Raw genomic sequence first — 15,032 nt, 5'->3', positions numbered from 1 at the left:
AAAGATCCCGCCAGATGCGGGATTTTTTATTCTTTTAACTTAACAGAATTTATGTCCGCCGAAGCAGTTAGGTTTAAAGTTCTGGCCTGCCAGTTTTAAATTATTCAATGGAAAATCAATCAAGGTGGGGTTTTTAATTTCACTTACGTCCAGAGAACCGCCTGCAATACACCCACTGATAATACCACCACAACTACGGATGTTATTTGTTAAGTCATAATTAATCCCGGCGATGGTTTGTTTTAATACAGCATCGGTAATTTGCACTTTATCCGTTGGAGAAATACTGCCTAAATCCACCTCATCCTCCATTGCCAGCCACCACCCTTGGTTAGCTCCCACAGCTGCACCTGGCCATAAAATCTTTTGTGATTGCAATGATAATGATGCAGGGTTATTCAAATACAAGGCGTGAATTAGACCAAGGTTTTGATTTACCGTAATATCAGTTTTCAGCCCCGTCAAATAACCGGTAACATCTTTGTTCAAGTTTAATAAACCACCTAAAAGCTGTGCTTCTAATGGCCCATTAAAATCGATCCGATCTACTGTACCCGTTCCTTTTAACACCACCTCCTTCATACGTGTTCCTGAAACAATGGTGGCAGGAATAGTGAATGGTGCATTTGATTCCTGCAAAGTAAAGGAATAATCATCTGATTTATAATGTAAATCTAGAGGTAGTGTTAAAGTACCTATTTTTCCTCGCACCGTCCCCTCAATCATTTGACCTGTAGCTGCATAATCCATAATACGAGAAGCTGTGTTTGCAACCCCTGAGGATGCCTTAGTCTTCATATAACCACTAAAACTGTTAATACCATTGGGTGTATTGCTATTTTCAGTACCTAAAGTCATAAGACCCTGAATTTTTTCAGCACTTAGACGAAAGCCCAAGACTTCTCGCGTAGAGGCCTGATTTGGATTTTTAATTGCAAATTGAAGAAATGGATTGGTGATGAATGCCGAACTGCCTGCACGATCATCGGATGTATAGTTCGAATTCGCAGGCAGCCCACTTAGGGCAATATGATCAATATCAATATCACAGCCTGTCGCACCATTAATGCCTCCACAACCGAGTTGTAGCTTTTTAATATTGGTATTGATCTCCATCTCGGCTTCTAAACCTAATTTATAAAATGAAATATTAGACTGATCATAGTTAGTACCAAGATTATCTGCCTGGTTATAACCTTTCTGTACTTCCATCGAAAGAAGTGCCTGACCATCCACAGTAGACAATTCCTCATCATTTAAGATGGTCATTGCAAAACTTTGTTGTGTAATCGCAGACATTGCCACAACCAGACTATTCAAAAGTATTTTTTTCATTTTAATGTCCTTATATTCTTATTAGCGTGGCGTAATACCCATCGTGCTACGAATAGTTCCACCAGTCAGTGCAATACTTGCCATATTTTGCATATTGCCATTGGTCGCCATGGCAAAATTGGTTTTAAATGGTGTCGCAATATTATTTTCGTAATTGAGTTTGACTTGATTATCCAAAGTCACTGTATCGGCACTGACACGAACTTTTCCTTTAACGCCCAAATGACCTTCCATCCGGTTAAAGTTAATCGAAGAAACCTTTAATGCCCCGGTTGAATCAATATCTTCATTGGCAATACTGAAATAGCTACCTAAATTATCTTTATCTGCACTTTCTTCTGATGTGAGTGGCCTAAATTTAAAGTTTGCATCAAGTGACAAGAAGTTGGTATCTGGAGAACTGGCGGTTGGATCTACCCCAGGAATAATCAGCAGCTCACCATTTCCATCAAGTTTAAAAGCGATATTAGTCAGAACATCGTCACGTTTGGAAAAATTATCGTGAGGCACATAGGCCCCGCATTTAGTGACCGATGCACTGGTACAGTTATATTTAGATCCGGGCAACTGACCAATTGCAAGTTCTGCTTTTGCAGCAACCAGCAACTTATCGGCACGAACATAAATACCGTCATCTTCATAGCCAATAATCCCTTCCGACTTGATCAAAGCATCGATATTTCTAAAGCCGGCGTAATAATTTACTGCCTCGTCATGTACCCCCTTCTGACCATCAATCAAGATAATGGAAGTTGTACTTGGCAAACCGGTTTTTTCATCAACCCCATAACCTTCAGTCGATGCCATAATGTTATAGGCAATTGCCTGTTTATTGTCTAGTCCATAGGTCGTCCCAGATAACGCAACATTGGCATTTAAATTATAGATAGGAATACCAATCCCCCATGAGCCCCCATCCCCACCCAGCTCGTTGAGCGAATTATCTGAAATAAACCGTGCCTTCGCAGCAATGGCCTGAAAGTCCATGCCTCGTATAGCAATAAGTGCAAAGTCATCCCCAGCCGCTGAAGTACTGAGCGTCTGTTTAAGCACATCACTCCCACCTAAGGTCTTTCGCATATTTTCATTAATGATAAAATCAAGACTTTTAGCAGTAATGGTATTGATATAAATATCACCGAAGTCAATATAGGCATTCTTACCATGCAAGGCGTCATCGACATTACGTGTAGTCAATGGTCTAATATTTGAAAATTGGACGGCATGACTCCCTTTTCCAGTATGACCAATTTCAAGCGTAGTAGGTGCCATACTTGGGAGGCGAGCGGCATCATCAGCGGCGGTAAAGTCTGCAGATAGTCCCAGATGCAAACCACCCTCTCCCACCAAGTTTTCATATCCTGCCGCAGTTTTGTCCTGACGTTCTACTACACCATTTACTTTATTACTGACATCAAATTTACCAATCTGGGTTTGATCAGCATTCATAGAAATTTTTGCATTGGTAACTGCACCTGAAGCACCTAAACGCATAATATTTTTACGTTCGTTATTCGGTGTGTTATAGCGCAAGTCAATATTGACACCAGGATTGGTCGGATTAACCCGGCCAGCTGCGATATCTGTTGTATCTTCAGTACGCTTTAAATCTACATAATGATCTTGATTGCCATTTCTTGTAGTGAGCACCACGCCTTCATCCGGGTCAATATACAGATAGCCCTGACCGGCAAAATTAAAGTTAAAATCATTTAAAATCAGGCTGTTTTCGCCCAACTTATGGCTAATGGTGGCATTTTTTAGCTGAAAGTCGATACTCGCAACTGCATCCTTATTAAATAAGCCGGCACTGGTTTGCAATAAAACGCTAAGTGGGGTGGAGGTGCTAATACCTAGGGAACCCAAACTTTGATTCGCTTCTACACACGTAGTGCCAACACATTCTTTTTTAACCAAGTTTAAGTCTGCAGTAGATTTAAATGGATCGACACTGGCAGCAATCCGAAGCCCGGCCCCTTGGGCGGTCGCACCGACATCAAGTTCCAGCTTACTAATAATCGACTTCCCATCGATACCATCAATTTTCATATTATGGAGGCCGAGACCCATCTTAGTATTCTGATCTGGATTTGGGTCATACCAATTGGCTTGCTGAATCGTTGTACGAGACATTTCATGCGTAATAACAATACCATCTTGGCCCATGACCTCACTTAAGTCGTGTTCATCAATGGCTTCAAGTGCATAACCTTGTTGGATGAGGCACATACATACAGACAGCAGCGTCAATCTCGTTATTGTTTTTTTCATTTTTATATCCTTATGCCGTACTTAACGTTATGACTAGCAACGACTTTGTGCCCCACCTGTACAGTTATAACCAAATATTTTCAAATTGCCTGACATATGCAAATTTCCATGAACATTCAAGCCCATAAAGCCTTTTTCAGTCCCTTTATCAAACAAAGGGACATCTTGTGGCGAGGGTGTATAAGTTCCGTCAGCATTATAGGTACGCCCAGTATAAGTACTATAAACACCTGTATTGGCATAACCTTCTAAGGCGCCCACACCTGTACCCGTTTCAATCGAAACTGTGTTGAAACCCAGATTTCTGATCTTTAAAGGCTTATCATCATAAAATCTAATTTTCATCGCTGTTTGAGGTTCATTACGATGATTAATAATGGTTGTACCATCAATTGAAAATTTATCGATCTGAATTGTGCCTTGCATGCCTTTAAACACTAACCACTTTTTATTTCCATTGGCATCGACATGGTTATTCGGTGCTATTGCTAAGCGGCAAAATTGTTTTGTTGCCCCACAAGTTGCCGGATCTAAAACATAAAACACTTCTAGTGGATTACCATTCCCATCAAGCCGAGAAATTGCATCTTTAGTGAGATCTGTGGCATAAACATGGTTTAAGGATAACGTCCAGCTCAGGTCTGCCCCGCTCTGCCCGACTGTATCGGTTAACTCTTGCTGATTAAGCGCATCTAACCCAGCATGACTAAATATAGAAGCACATAACAATGTACAGAGGGTCACTAATTTAGACATTTGCATACTCCCTTACAGACCTGTGGTTTTAATTTTTAAATGCTGGATCAGTACGCCATCGATGACAGCAGATCCAAAATTCTTACTTGAGCCATCAACACTTTTAAATACGACTCCGGTTGAATTGACACCATCCTTGGCGCGCAGCAAATTTGTTCCTGAGATACGCTCTGTAGTCCCTATAGAGATGCTGCTGTGGGTCGCATTACGCCCTTGATAAAGGGCGGTAGTATCTGTAGCATTATTTTTAATCGGTGTACCACAACTATAGACATTACAGGTAGAGCCTTTTAATTCAGCTCCTCCTAGCCCGGCGCCATAGTTTTGATAGATTTCATTATAAATAGATGGAATATTGGGAATACGCGTCACTTCTAAAATAATATTATTACCCTCTGAGCCCACAACGAAAGGTTGATACATATTACCGAGCACCAAGTTAATATTTGGGCTGTATAAATATAACCCTTCAGAATCATGAAATACGGGTGCAGCACTCCCGTTTAAGGCCGGTGTCGGCCCATCACCATCAAGTGCATTCGTTTTCGCTGCAGTACTTAAACGAATACCTTTGTAATCCAGATTAGTATCTGTTTTACTTAAGTTTTCAGGATTATCATTAGTATTTAAGCGGACAATACTTGCCATACCTAAAGTTTGATTGTAGTCCTTATTATTAGATTCTAGGGTTTGGAATAAACGAACTTGCGAGCCATTTAAACTTAGGCCATTCGCAACAAGTTGATTCCTAAGTCGATAATCTATATCTAACCCAGAAACTGGAGCTCCAGTGATAGGATTGACAACATTCGATGAATTTAGTTCACGAGAAAAAATATCACTCCAAAACCCCAGTTTAATATTATTATCACTTTCATCTGGAGCAATCTTGGCAAGAGGAGCTTCTAGAGCGATATAGCCGACTTCTTTGGCAACATCCTTAAACTGTTTAACATTTTCAGTTCCTGCGCGAAATAACCATGGATTATCGGCGGATCCCCAGTTAAAACCCTCATTACTATATCGGGTACTTAAGGAACCATCGCTTTTTGATAATGCCAGACCATAAATAAACACATCTGCTTTGGTTCTTAATTTTACTACGCTTGCTTTAGCCGCTTCTTCCTCGGCAATTTTGGTCGCTTCTTTAACAAGTAACTGATATAGCTCTAATCTTTTCTTTTCTGCCTCAGGTGCTGCAAGTGCATCTGCTTCAACTTTCGCCTGCAATTTACCTGCATCTGTTTTCTGAGTGATCTGTGACTGTATATATGCAGTCACCGTTGGGTCGATAACATTCGTTCTTCCACTCGTACCAAATTGCGTTGTTTTAAGGAATTTAGAATTAGGAATAGTTTCGCCACCCCGATTACCGTAGAGCAACTCGACCATTTCTGTCCTATTTTTTTCCGCAGAACTACGAGCTTTAAGAATATCTCCAGCCGTCACTGAGTACACTGTAGTACCATCTCTTTCCAACTTATCATTTCCAGTGAGTACACCAGTTCCATTATAATAATCAGTATAACGCTGATCATAATACTGTTGCATCAGTGGCGAATCATAATATGCTTGAGCAAGTTGAGAACGGAGTTCAGGTTGTTTCGCTTCCTCTGTCGCCTTAATATCCTTTGTATACCTGGTTTCTAACTCATTGTATTTGGGGTTAAAAATAGAATCATAGGTGGTTTTATAAAGTGTAGCGTAACCTGTTGATGCTTGAGCGCCTAAATACGCATTGGTATATGCTAAATCATAGACTTTATTATAAGCTCTCTCACCCAACTGAGCATAATTCTCCCCGGTTGGAATAATCCGGATAAAACCGGTATCAGCTTGTCCCGGATTTTCAATCCCTCTTGCATAACTGGAACCAGCAGAAAGGTCCTTGGGACCCTGAAACACCATTTTAAAATCGTCTAAAACAAGCGCAACACCTTCACCCGTGGTGTCAGAAAGAGAAGAATCTGATAATTCCTGCATCGCATGCGCAGAAGGCAACAGGCTTAAACCGATTGTCATCGCCAAATAACTTTTGCGAAATTTTAATATATCTTTGATCTGAGTCATCTCGCTCTTTCCTTTTTATCTGATGCTCCGCATCTTTATGCTTCAGCTTCCCAGCCATCAAGCTTTAATTTTTTATGATGCATTACATCTTTTTTGTGGTTATGCGGAATCTATTATGCTGACTTTTAATACAGATGCCAAAGTCAATGGGGCGAAAAACAAGAGTTTCCGATGAATGAAAATCTCAAAAAAAATAAACGGGACATAAAGTCCCGTCATTCAATATCTTAAAGCAATTAGGTCTTCGGTAAGGTCACACCTTGCTGACCTTGATATTTTCCACCACGATCTTTATACGAGGTTTCACAGACTTCATCGGATTCAAAAAATAGCATTTGCGCCACACCTTCACCTGCATAAATACGCGCAGGAAGCGTAGTAGTATTTGAAAATTCCAAAGTCACATGACCTTCCCACTCTGGCTCAAGCGGAGTCACGTTTACGATAATGCCGCAACGTGCATAAGTGGATTTACCCAGACAAACTGTCAACACATTCCGCGGAATACGGAAATACTCGACTGTACGCGCTAAAGCAAAAGAGTTGGGTGGAATAATACAAACATCCGACTCAATATCAATAAAGCTGCGTTCATCAAAGTTCTTCGGATCGACAATTGCAGAATGGACATTGGTGAATACTTTAAATTCGCGTGCACAACGCACGTCATAACCGTAGCTCGATACGCCGTACGAAATCAGCTTTTGACCATTTTCATCCAAACGTACCTGGTTTTCTGCATACGGTTCAATCATGCCGTGTTTTTCGCTCATTTCGCGAATCCAACGATCAGACTTAATTGCCATTGATATAATCCAAAAATCTTAAAAACAAGTTATTGCGACGTACTTTAACTGAAATTGACACTAATGAAAATAAGTGAAGGGCTTTGAGCTAAAGTTGTCAAAAAATTACTGATCGAGATCGGCTTACAAACTTAAAAGTGCAGAATAACTTAAAGGAATAGAAAAACTCATTAACACCAGTGATGCGGTTTTTTGCAGGTTTTTCTGATTGAGCCAGCGGCTGTTTTTTCTGGCCAGGATTGAGCCTAGAAAAGTCCAGAAGAATGCAATCGGAATCAGCAAAAGCAAGAAAACAAGCATATGAGCCACATAATGCTGACTGCTTTTCCACACAATCACAGGAAAAATGGCAGAGGCAAATAAAAGGGCTTTGGGATTAAGCAAGGTGGCCAAAAATAACTCGCGCGCGCGAATCGATACCTTTTCAAAGTTTTCACTGAGTTCTGCTGTTCGCCATAATTTCACGGCAAGAAATAGAATATAGCCAGCACTAAACAGCTTGAGAATGGTAGGTAACAGCGGAAGATGAACAGAAATTTTTCCGATCAGAATACCCCAGAAACTAATAGCAATCAGATAACCAAAAGCTTCAGCAGGAATTAAACGAAATGTTTTTTTAAGTCCGACCTGTATGCCGGAAGATGCCAATAAGGTATTGGTTGGGCCTGGTGTTAAAAGAATGGTTGCCACTAAACCAATAAAAAACCATGAAATCATAGTTTGACCTCGCTCTAATCCGCGTAGCATAGAATAGTTCGGTCAATGCTGCAAAAAAATAATTGTAAGAGAACATATAACCTCAATTTAAATCTATTTTATCCAAATAAATTCAATAATTTAGTAAAAAAACCAGAATAAATACGCGACAGTCATTTCAGTCAATTTCAACAAATTAAATCGAGTGGGATTTAAACTGAGAAATCAAAAAAGCCTTAGTATTTAACTAAGGCTAAAATGTTTGAATTGTCTATTAAATCAAAAAATTCGGCTATGATCTTTTTCTGCTTTCGGTAACTGTGCGGCGATTTTCTCTGCAATCAGCATATAGCTTTCTGCCGCAGCATCTCCGGCAATCACCGATGGTTTACCGGCATCCGCATTTTCACGAATTTTAGCGTCCAAAGGTAAGCGGCCCAATAACGGAATTTGATATTGCTCAGACAGCTTATCTCCCCCGCCTGTACCAAAAATCTGTTCCTCAAAACCGCAATTTGAGCAGATATGAGTCGACATGTTTTCAATCACGCCCATGATCGGAATCTGCACGCGGTTAAACAATTCGATGCCTTTGGTCGCATCCAGCAAGGCCACGTTTTGTGGGGTTGTCACAATTACTGCGCCCGTTACCGGAATACGCTGCGCCAGAGTTAACTGGATATCACCCGTGCCAGGCGGCATATCAATCATCAGAACATCAAGATCTGGCCATAGGGTCTGATTGAACAACTGCATTAATGCACCGGTGGCTTTGGGACCGCGCCAAGCGACCGGGGTATTGTGATCTCCAGTTAAATGTCCAATCGATAACACCGCCATTCCATAGGCTTCGATGGGCACAAACTGCTCTGCTTCGATCATTGGCGTTTTGCCGGCATTACCGAGCATGGTCGGAATACTTGGACCGTAAATATCGGCATCCAGAACGCCTACTCGCAAGCCCAATTTCTTTAGCGCCAAGGCCAAATTCACGGTAGTAGTCGATTTACCCACCCCCCCTTTGCCAGATGACACCAGAATCACATATTGAATACGCGGATGTTTCGGAACATCCCGCTGTTGTGGTGCAGCTTTTTGAATCGGTGGATTATTCGGATCAGCTTCTTCTGCTTTTATCGGTTGAGCCGATGCATCCACTACAGGAGGAAGATCTGGTTTCGCTTCTGCTTTAGGCTGGCTTGAATAGCTTTCACCTTCGGCATGGTTATGCCCACAGCCACCCGATTTATTACTTTTAGGCCCAGTTTTTTGCTGAATTACATGCATGTTCAGCTCTTGAATCCCACATTTTTGCAAAGCTTCTGCCAATTCGTCATGGATCTGTTGCAGCTGTTGTTTTTCTTCAGGATAGGTATTCAGGGTGATTTGCAGAATCTCACCCTGTACATTGACCTGAGTAATGCGATCTTTCAAGGCATTGCTGGAATTTGGCAAGATATAGTTTTGCAGTACGTTCTGCACAGCTTCTTCGTTCACCTCCTTGGAAGGCGAAAAAACCGATTTAAGCGAAGAAAGCCACGACATAGGTTACTCCAAAAATGTAGATCAACATCTGAATAGCTTAGTTTAACGGGGTTTTGGGCTAAGGTTAAGCACTGTGTTGGAGAAGATGAAAGAGATATCTTCAATTTCCAACCATTTTACTTGGTTTTATGAAATATTTTATGAAATCCTAGTGATAGAAATAATGAAAAATGAATAAGTGAGAAAACAGAACAGATTGTTTTTGAGGCGAGAATAATTTTTTATTGATTTTAGGTGTAGCAAGCCACTTTAACCCTCTGTGATTAAAGTGGCTCTGATCACAGATTATTTCTGATTTTTATTGTTTCCAGACTTGTCCTGTTGATCCTTTGTATTTTTATCCTGATCTGGTTTAGATTCATCCTTTTTGGACTGGGAATTGCTCTCTGAATCTTTATCTTTAGCATCCTGCTGCTGATCAGAATCACTCTCCTTAGATTGATTATCCTTCATTTTATTCATGGTATCAGTCGCCATCTGTTTCAGATCAGCGAATTTAGCAGAGGCTTCACTCACTAATTCCGTGATTTTCTGTCTGGTATCTTCAAACTTGTGCATGGCTTCATCTTTTAAGTTTGCCATACCCGCCTGCTGATCAGTCTGACCGTCTTTAGTATTATGTTGGTCTGACTTGTTAGATGATTTATGTTCAGATGTCTGATCCGCTTTGGCCTTTTTCGCCTGATCTGAACCTTGCTCATCGTTTTGCTGGCCGTCAGATTTACCATGTTTGAGCTCATTCAGAAGCTTTTCACCTTTTTGCAACAGCTCTTCACCAATCGCAATTGCCTTCGCTTTCAGGTCATCTATCTTGAAGCTTTCAGTTTTGTGATCTGAATCACTCTCTTTAGAACCGTCTTTTTGCTCAGCATTGGCATCTTTGACGTTATGCTGAGTATCAGACTTCTCATCGGAATTGGTCTTGGCGGTTTGCCCGCTCTTATGTTCCTGATTGTGCTTTTTATCGATTTCGTTTTGCTTTTGCTCTTTTGCGACCTGATCATTCAATTCGCGTGCATGTTGTTCTTTATCTTGATTTTGCTTTGATGCATTGCTTTGGTTCTGCTGAGTCATGAGGTACCCTCCTTAGGCATATCATATAAACAATCAAACATTTTTTAGCACAAAGCATCGCGCGATTTGAGCATAGTAAGCAAACTGCAACAAAGCCTGTACATGTTGTTGCTATTGTTTGCAATATGTAGCATGACGCCCGTCAATGCAATATTTCAGATGGAAAATAATGGACTGAGGTGGCCGGGTTGTCTTTTGCACATTCAGCTAAATTTATTCGATGAGTTTCAGGCAAAGCATTCCTTTGTAATCCTGTCATCACATTTTCTTAAGCTTGCTAATTCATGCTGTCATAGCGTAATTTTCAAAGCTAAAGAGTGGCTTGTTACCAATCCACATCAGATATTTATCGGATACAAATGTATCAAGAGACATTACTTCAGATTAAGCACGCAAAGTACTCATAAAACTGACCGCAGAGAACAACCATATAAACAGAATGAAGCTGCGTGCTTGATTGAAATTGTCTACATCTGTGCCATGTAGCATGTTATGACGGGTCATGGTCACATTCGAGCTTGAATCCATTTTATAGGCGGCAAGTTCAGCAAAATACGGATTCAGTTCAATGGCAATTTTGGACTTATGCCACAGGCTTTTAATTTCATTGCCTTTTAAACCCGGAACAATTTTATAGACATCGACAAACTTGGTTCCATTTTGTTTTAAGTAGCCTGTTTTAATCAGAATATCAGTCAAAATACCTTCAAGCTGCGCGTAGACATTTGGAATACAACCGCTATAGAAGCCAAGCTTGTACATTTTCAAGCTTTCAAGCAACACCAAACGGCGCTTTGCTTTGATATTTTCATCAATCTCTAAGGCATCAAAGGCTTTGAGCATTTCCGTTTGGAAATATTCACTGTTGATCATATCGAGCAAATTGCATGGCTCAACATCTTCAAGTTGGTGAATGGCCGGCCAAAAATGTATAAGGTTTAAAGCATCATTGGCAAACTTCGCGCCAATCGGTTGATCCAGCTGATCTGCAAGCACTTGAAAGTAAGCATCTTGCGCGACTAAACTCGATAAGGTTTTGATTAAAAGTGTATGTTCATCTGCCGAGATGCCTTCAAGATAAGCTTCTGCATCTCTTAAAATCTGACTACCTAATTTTTTTTGGCTTGCCACATTTTGCTTAATGCGCGTGACAGGCTGGTCATCTTCATAGTCGTCATAATCAATCATGGACGGCTTACTCTTTTAATAAATGCAATAGCGCACTATTATCCACGATTCTTGCTAGGCTCGTAGTGCTAAGTCGGATGTTTTAACGATTTAACTAAACTCAATCATTCCTGGTTTTAATAAAAACCATTTACGCTCAACAATAACTTTTGTTTTTCAGCGATTGCCCAATAATTATTATAGTAAGGTTTGGCTTTCTCAATCTTTTTAAACATGGGTTCCTGACATGCCTGTTCAACAGTTTTAATCTGTTTTTCTGAACCAAAAACAATGAATGAATCTCGAACTCTTTCTTGTCTAGGCAACTTAAACCATGGATCCGAAACAACATAATGAATATTGGAATGCCATGTTTTCCAACGTTTCTTTACCGTCGGTTGAATACATTCAATATGCTCAACAGTTTTCGCTTCACTCTTCTGCCATTGATTTAAAAACTCTTGTTTGGTTTTTGCATTCAGTGGATAGACGACCACCCAAACTCCCCAATCACCACCATGACGGCGGCTGAAATAAAAAATAGGTTGCTCCAAGTTTGGGAACTGTTCACGATCAGCCCTAAATGACTCATCCCATCTTGCTTGATATAACCTATCATCTTGTATCTTTAATGAAATTATTAAGCAAAAAATGACGACCGCACAGGGTATGATGACAATATAAGTAAATACTTTCAGCATCATTTTTAAAAATTTTAGCATTATTTAATCGTTGTTATTTTTCATTGATATATAAACAGCTTATCAAATTCAAAAGCATGAACGATGAAACTTTGAGCATTTTTGAAGAATTCACCAAAAGCCTTATGCAACTTTTTCTTATCTCAGGTAAAATCATGCACCTTGCATAATATACGAATGAGAGAGTCAGATCCGTGCGTAATATCTTAGTCACTAACGCCCTTCCCTACGCCAATGGCCCGATTCATATGGGTCACTTACTTGGCTATATCCAAGCAGATATTTGGGTACGTGCGATGCGCGCGATGGGTCATGAGGTGACTTATGTCTGTGCGGATGATGCTCACGGAACCGCAATCATGCTGCGTGCCGAAGCGAATGGCATTTCTCCTGAAGCGCAAATTGCCAATGTGCAAAAAGAGCATATTCGTGATTTTGACGGTTTTGGGGTGCATTTCGACCATTATGATTCTACGCATAGTGATACCAACCGTGCCCGTGCCTCTGAAATCTATGTAAAAAACCGTGACGCTGGCAATATTGCAGTGCGTCCGGTGACCCAGCTTTTTGATCCTGAAAAAGGCATGTTCCTGTCAGACCGTTTCATTAAAGGCACCTGCCCTAAATGCAAGGCAGAAGATCAGTACGGCGATTCATGTGAAGTCTGCGGTGCAACCTATAATGCAACAGAGCTGTTGAATCCACATTCAACTTTAAGTGGCGCCACACCAGTTGAAAAATCATCTGATCATTACTTCTTTAAATTGCCGAATTTTGGTGAATACCTGCAAAAATGGACCCGTGATGAAGGTCGTCTGCCAGTATCGATTGCCAACAAACTGGATGAATGGTTTGAAAATGGCCTGAACGACTGGGACATCTCACGTGATGCACCATATTTCGGTTTTGGAATTCCGGATGCACCAAACAAATATTTCTATGTTTGGGTTGATGCACCGATTGGTTATATGTCGAGTTTTGAAAACTACATCAAAACCAAACGTCCTGAATTAAATTTTGACGACTACTGGAAAAAAGACTCTGAAAATGAGGTCTATCACTTCATTGGTAAAGACATTGTCTATTTCCATGCCTTGTTCTGGCCGGCAATGCTTGAAGGTGCAAACTACCGTACGCCATCAGGTTTATTCGTAAATGGTTTCTTGACAGTGAATGGTCAAAAGATGTCAAAATCTCGCGGCACCTTCATTAAAGCCGAAACCTATTTAGAGCATTTAAACCCTGAATATCTGCGTTATTATTTTGCATCTAAACTTTCTGACAAAGTTGAAGATTCTGACTTAAACCTTGATGATTTCGTTCAGAAAGTAAACTCAGACCTCGTCGGTAAAGTCGTGAATATTGCCAGCCGCTGTGCAAAATTCATCAACACCAAATTCGATAACAAGCTAAGTGCAACTTGTGCCGAGCCTGAACTGGTGCAAAGCTTTATTGATGCTGGTTCATCCATAGCACAAGCGTATGAAGCACGTGAATTCTCTGCTGCTATTCGTGAAATCATGGCGCTTGCAGATAAAGCCAACCAGTACATCGACGAGAAAAAACCTTGGGCACTGGCGAAGCAGGAAGGTCAGGAACAGCAGGTACATGACGTTTGTTCTCTGGGCATCAACTTGTTCCGTCAATTGGCAGTGTATTTAGCACCTGTATTGCCAACATTGGCTGGGCAAGTTCAAGATTTCTTGCAATTGGCTTCTTTCGACTTCGCTTCTCGTGAAACGATTCTTGTCAGTCATGAAATTGCATTGTTCCAACCGTTGATGCAACGTGTAGATCCGAAAGCTGTTGCGGCAATGGTGGATGCATCTAAAGATTCTTTAGCTGCTGCGGCTGAACCTGTAAAAGTTGAAAAGAAAAAAGAAAAAGCCAAAGAGAAGAAAGCTGAACCTAAAGTTGGCGAAGCTGAAATTATCGGCATCGAAGACTTTATGAAAGTTGACTTACGTGTGGCTGAAGTTTTAGAAGCCGCTCATGTTGAAGGTTCTGACAAGCTTTTACAACTCACTTTAAATGTCGGTGAAGCTGAACCGCGTAATGTGTTTAGCGGTATTCGTGAGTTCTACCAACCTGAAGACTTAAAAGGAAAATTGGTGGTGATGGTGGCTAACCTTGCACCACGAAAGATGCGTTTTGGGATCTCAAACGGTATGGTACTCGCTGCGAGTAATGGCGATGGTGTTTGGGTGATTTCACCTGAATCGGGTGCTAAACCGGGTGATAAAGTGTCTTAAGATATAAAATCTGAGATAAGAAAAAGCCTCTACGATGTAGGGGCTTTTTTTATTAGAGAGAAGACTAACCTTTATATGCTTCTTCCTTAATTTCAATCAACTTAGGCAAAAATTCATCCTGAATCTTATGCTTTTCCAATAAGCCTGTCGATTGAGTTAGTTTTTTATTAGTGAGTTCAATCAGCCTCTCAAACCATTTTTCTTCCTGTAAATAAATTTTAGTTTGTGAATGTATTAGACTTCTTTCATAAATCATTTTTTACTCAGTTCCAGGTTATAGATACCAGCAATTAAATTGAATCTCAAACCGAGTCTTTTGCCTCTATTTCGATAACGCTCAGCAAGGATCTTGAACGTTT

12 protein-coding genes and 1 pseudogene are annotated in these 15,032 nt (G+C 40.6%); 1 reads left to right on the top strand and 12 read right to left on the bottom strand.

Translation table 11 applies throughout. The annotated features are described in order from the left end of the window. Positions 1-39 precede the first annotated feature (39 nt). The 10 genes from KUG37_RS00885 to KUG37_RS00840 form a co-directional block, all read right to left on the bottom strand. Entirely contained in the window at positions 40-1,335 is a 1,296-nt protein-coding gene (locus tag KUG37_RS00885) for a hypothetical protein (protein ID WP_216934755.1), read from the bottom strand. A 21-nt stretch (positions 1,336-1,356) separates the two neighbouring features. Further along, the gene (locus tag KUG37_RS00880; protein ID WP_216934754.1) at positions 1,357-3,606 is read right to left on the bottom strand and encodes a DUF6160 family protein; all 2,250 of its coding nucleotides are present in this window, start codon (positions 3,604-3,606) and stop codon (positions 1,357-1,359) included. 33 nt (positions 3,607-3,639) lie between these two features. After that, entirely contained in the window at positions 3,640-4,362 is a 723-nt protein-coding gene (locus KUG37_RS00875) for a hypothetical protein (protein ID WP_216934753.1), read from the bottom strand. 12 nt (positions 4,363-4,374) lie between these two features. Further along, on the bottom strand, positions 4,375-6,432 hold the full coding sequence (locus tag KUG37_RS00870) for a hypothetical protein (protein WP_216934752.1): 2,058 nt from the start codon (positions 6,430-6,432) through the stop codon (positions 4,375-4,377). A 236-nt stretch (positions 6,433-6,668) separates the two neighbouring features. After that, a complete protein-coding gene (gene dcd / locus KUG37_RS00865; protein WP_216934751.1) occupies positions 6,669-7,238 on the bottom strand; it encodes a dCTP deaminase in 570 nt (189 codons plus the stop codon). 123 nt (positions 7,239-7,361) lie between these two features. Then, complete coding sequence (locus tag KUG37_RS00860; protein ID WP_216934750.1) at positions 7,362-7,955, bottom strand: LysE family translocator; 594 nt, start codon at positions 7,953-7,955, stop codon at positions 7,362-7,364. Positions 7,956-8,213: 258 nt separating this feature from the next. Continuing rightward, positions 8,214-9,479, bottom strand: coding sequence for an iron-sulfur cluster carrier protein ApbC (apbC, locus tag KUG37_RS00855; RefSeq protein ID WP_216940092.1), 1,266 nt, complete (start codon positions 9,477-9,479; stop codon positions 8,214-8,216). Between the two features lie 285 nt (positions 9,480-9,764). Then, the gene (locus KUG37_RS00850) at positions 9,765-10,553 is read right to left on the bottom strand and encodes a hypothetical protein (RefSeq protein ID WP_216940091.1); all 789 of its coding nucleotides are present in this window, start codon (positions 10,551-10,553) and stop codon (positions 9,765-9,767) included. 384 nt (positions 10,554-10,937) lie between these two features. Beyond that, positions 10,938-11,741: a hypothetical protein gene (locus KUG37_RS00845; RefSeq protein ID WP_216934744.1), complete on the bottom strand. Its 804-nt coding sequence runs from the start codon at positions 11,739-11,741 to the stop codon at positions 10,938-10,940. A 116-nt stretch (positions 11,742-11,857) separates the two neighbouring features. After that, a complete protein-coding gene (locus KUG37_RS00840) occupies positions 11,858-12,442 on the bottom strand; it encodes a hypothetical protein (protein WP_216934742.1) in 585 nt (194 codons plus the stop codon). Between the two features lie 173 nt (positions 12,443-12,615). Between KUG37_RS00840 and metG the strand changes: the two genes are divergently transcribed. After that, positions 12,616-14,673: a methionine--tRNA ligase gene (gene metG, locus KUG37_RS00835; protein WP_216934740.1), complete on the top strand. Its 2,058-nt coding sequence runs from the start codon at positions 12,616-12,618 to the stop codon at positions 14,671-14,673. Between the two features lie 64 nt (positions 14,674-14,737). On the opposite strand, the gene KUG37_RS00830 is transcribed toward metG, so the two are convergent. Continuing rightward, positions 14,738-14,929 carry a hypothetical protein gene (locus KUG37_RS00830; RefSeq protein ID WP_216940090.1) on the bottom strand — a complete coding sequence of 64 codons (192 nt, stop codon included), beginning with the start codon at positions 14,927-14,929 and terminating at the stop codon, positions 14,738-14,740. Next, positions 14,926-15,032, bottom strand: a pseudogene (locus KUG37_RS00825) (IS5/IS1182 family transposase); the annotation flags it as partial. The gene KUG37_RS00830 and the pseudogene KUG37_RS00825, both read right to left, overlap by 4 nt.

The organism is Acinetobacter sp. BY419, assembly GCF_019038395.1.
In the GTDB taxonomy this organism is placed as follows: domain Bacteria; phylum Pseudomonadota; class Gammaproteobacteria; order Pseudomonadales; family Moraxellaceae; genus Acinetobacter.
This window is presented reverse-complemented; position numbering and strand designations above follow the sequence as displayed.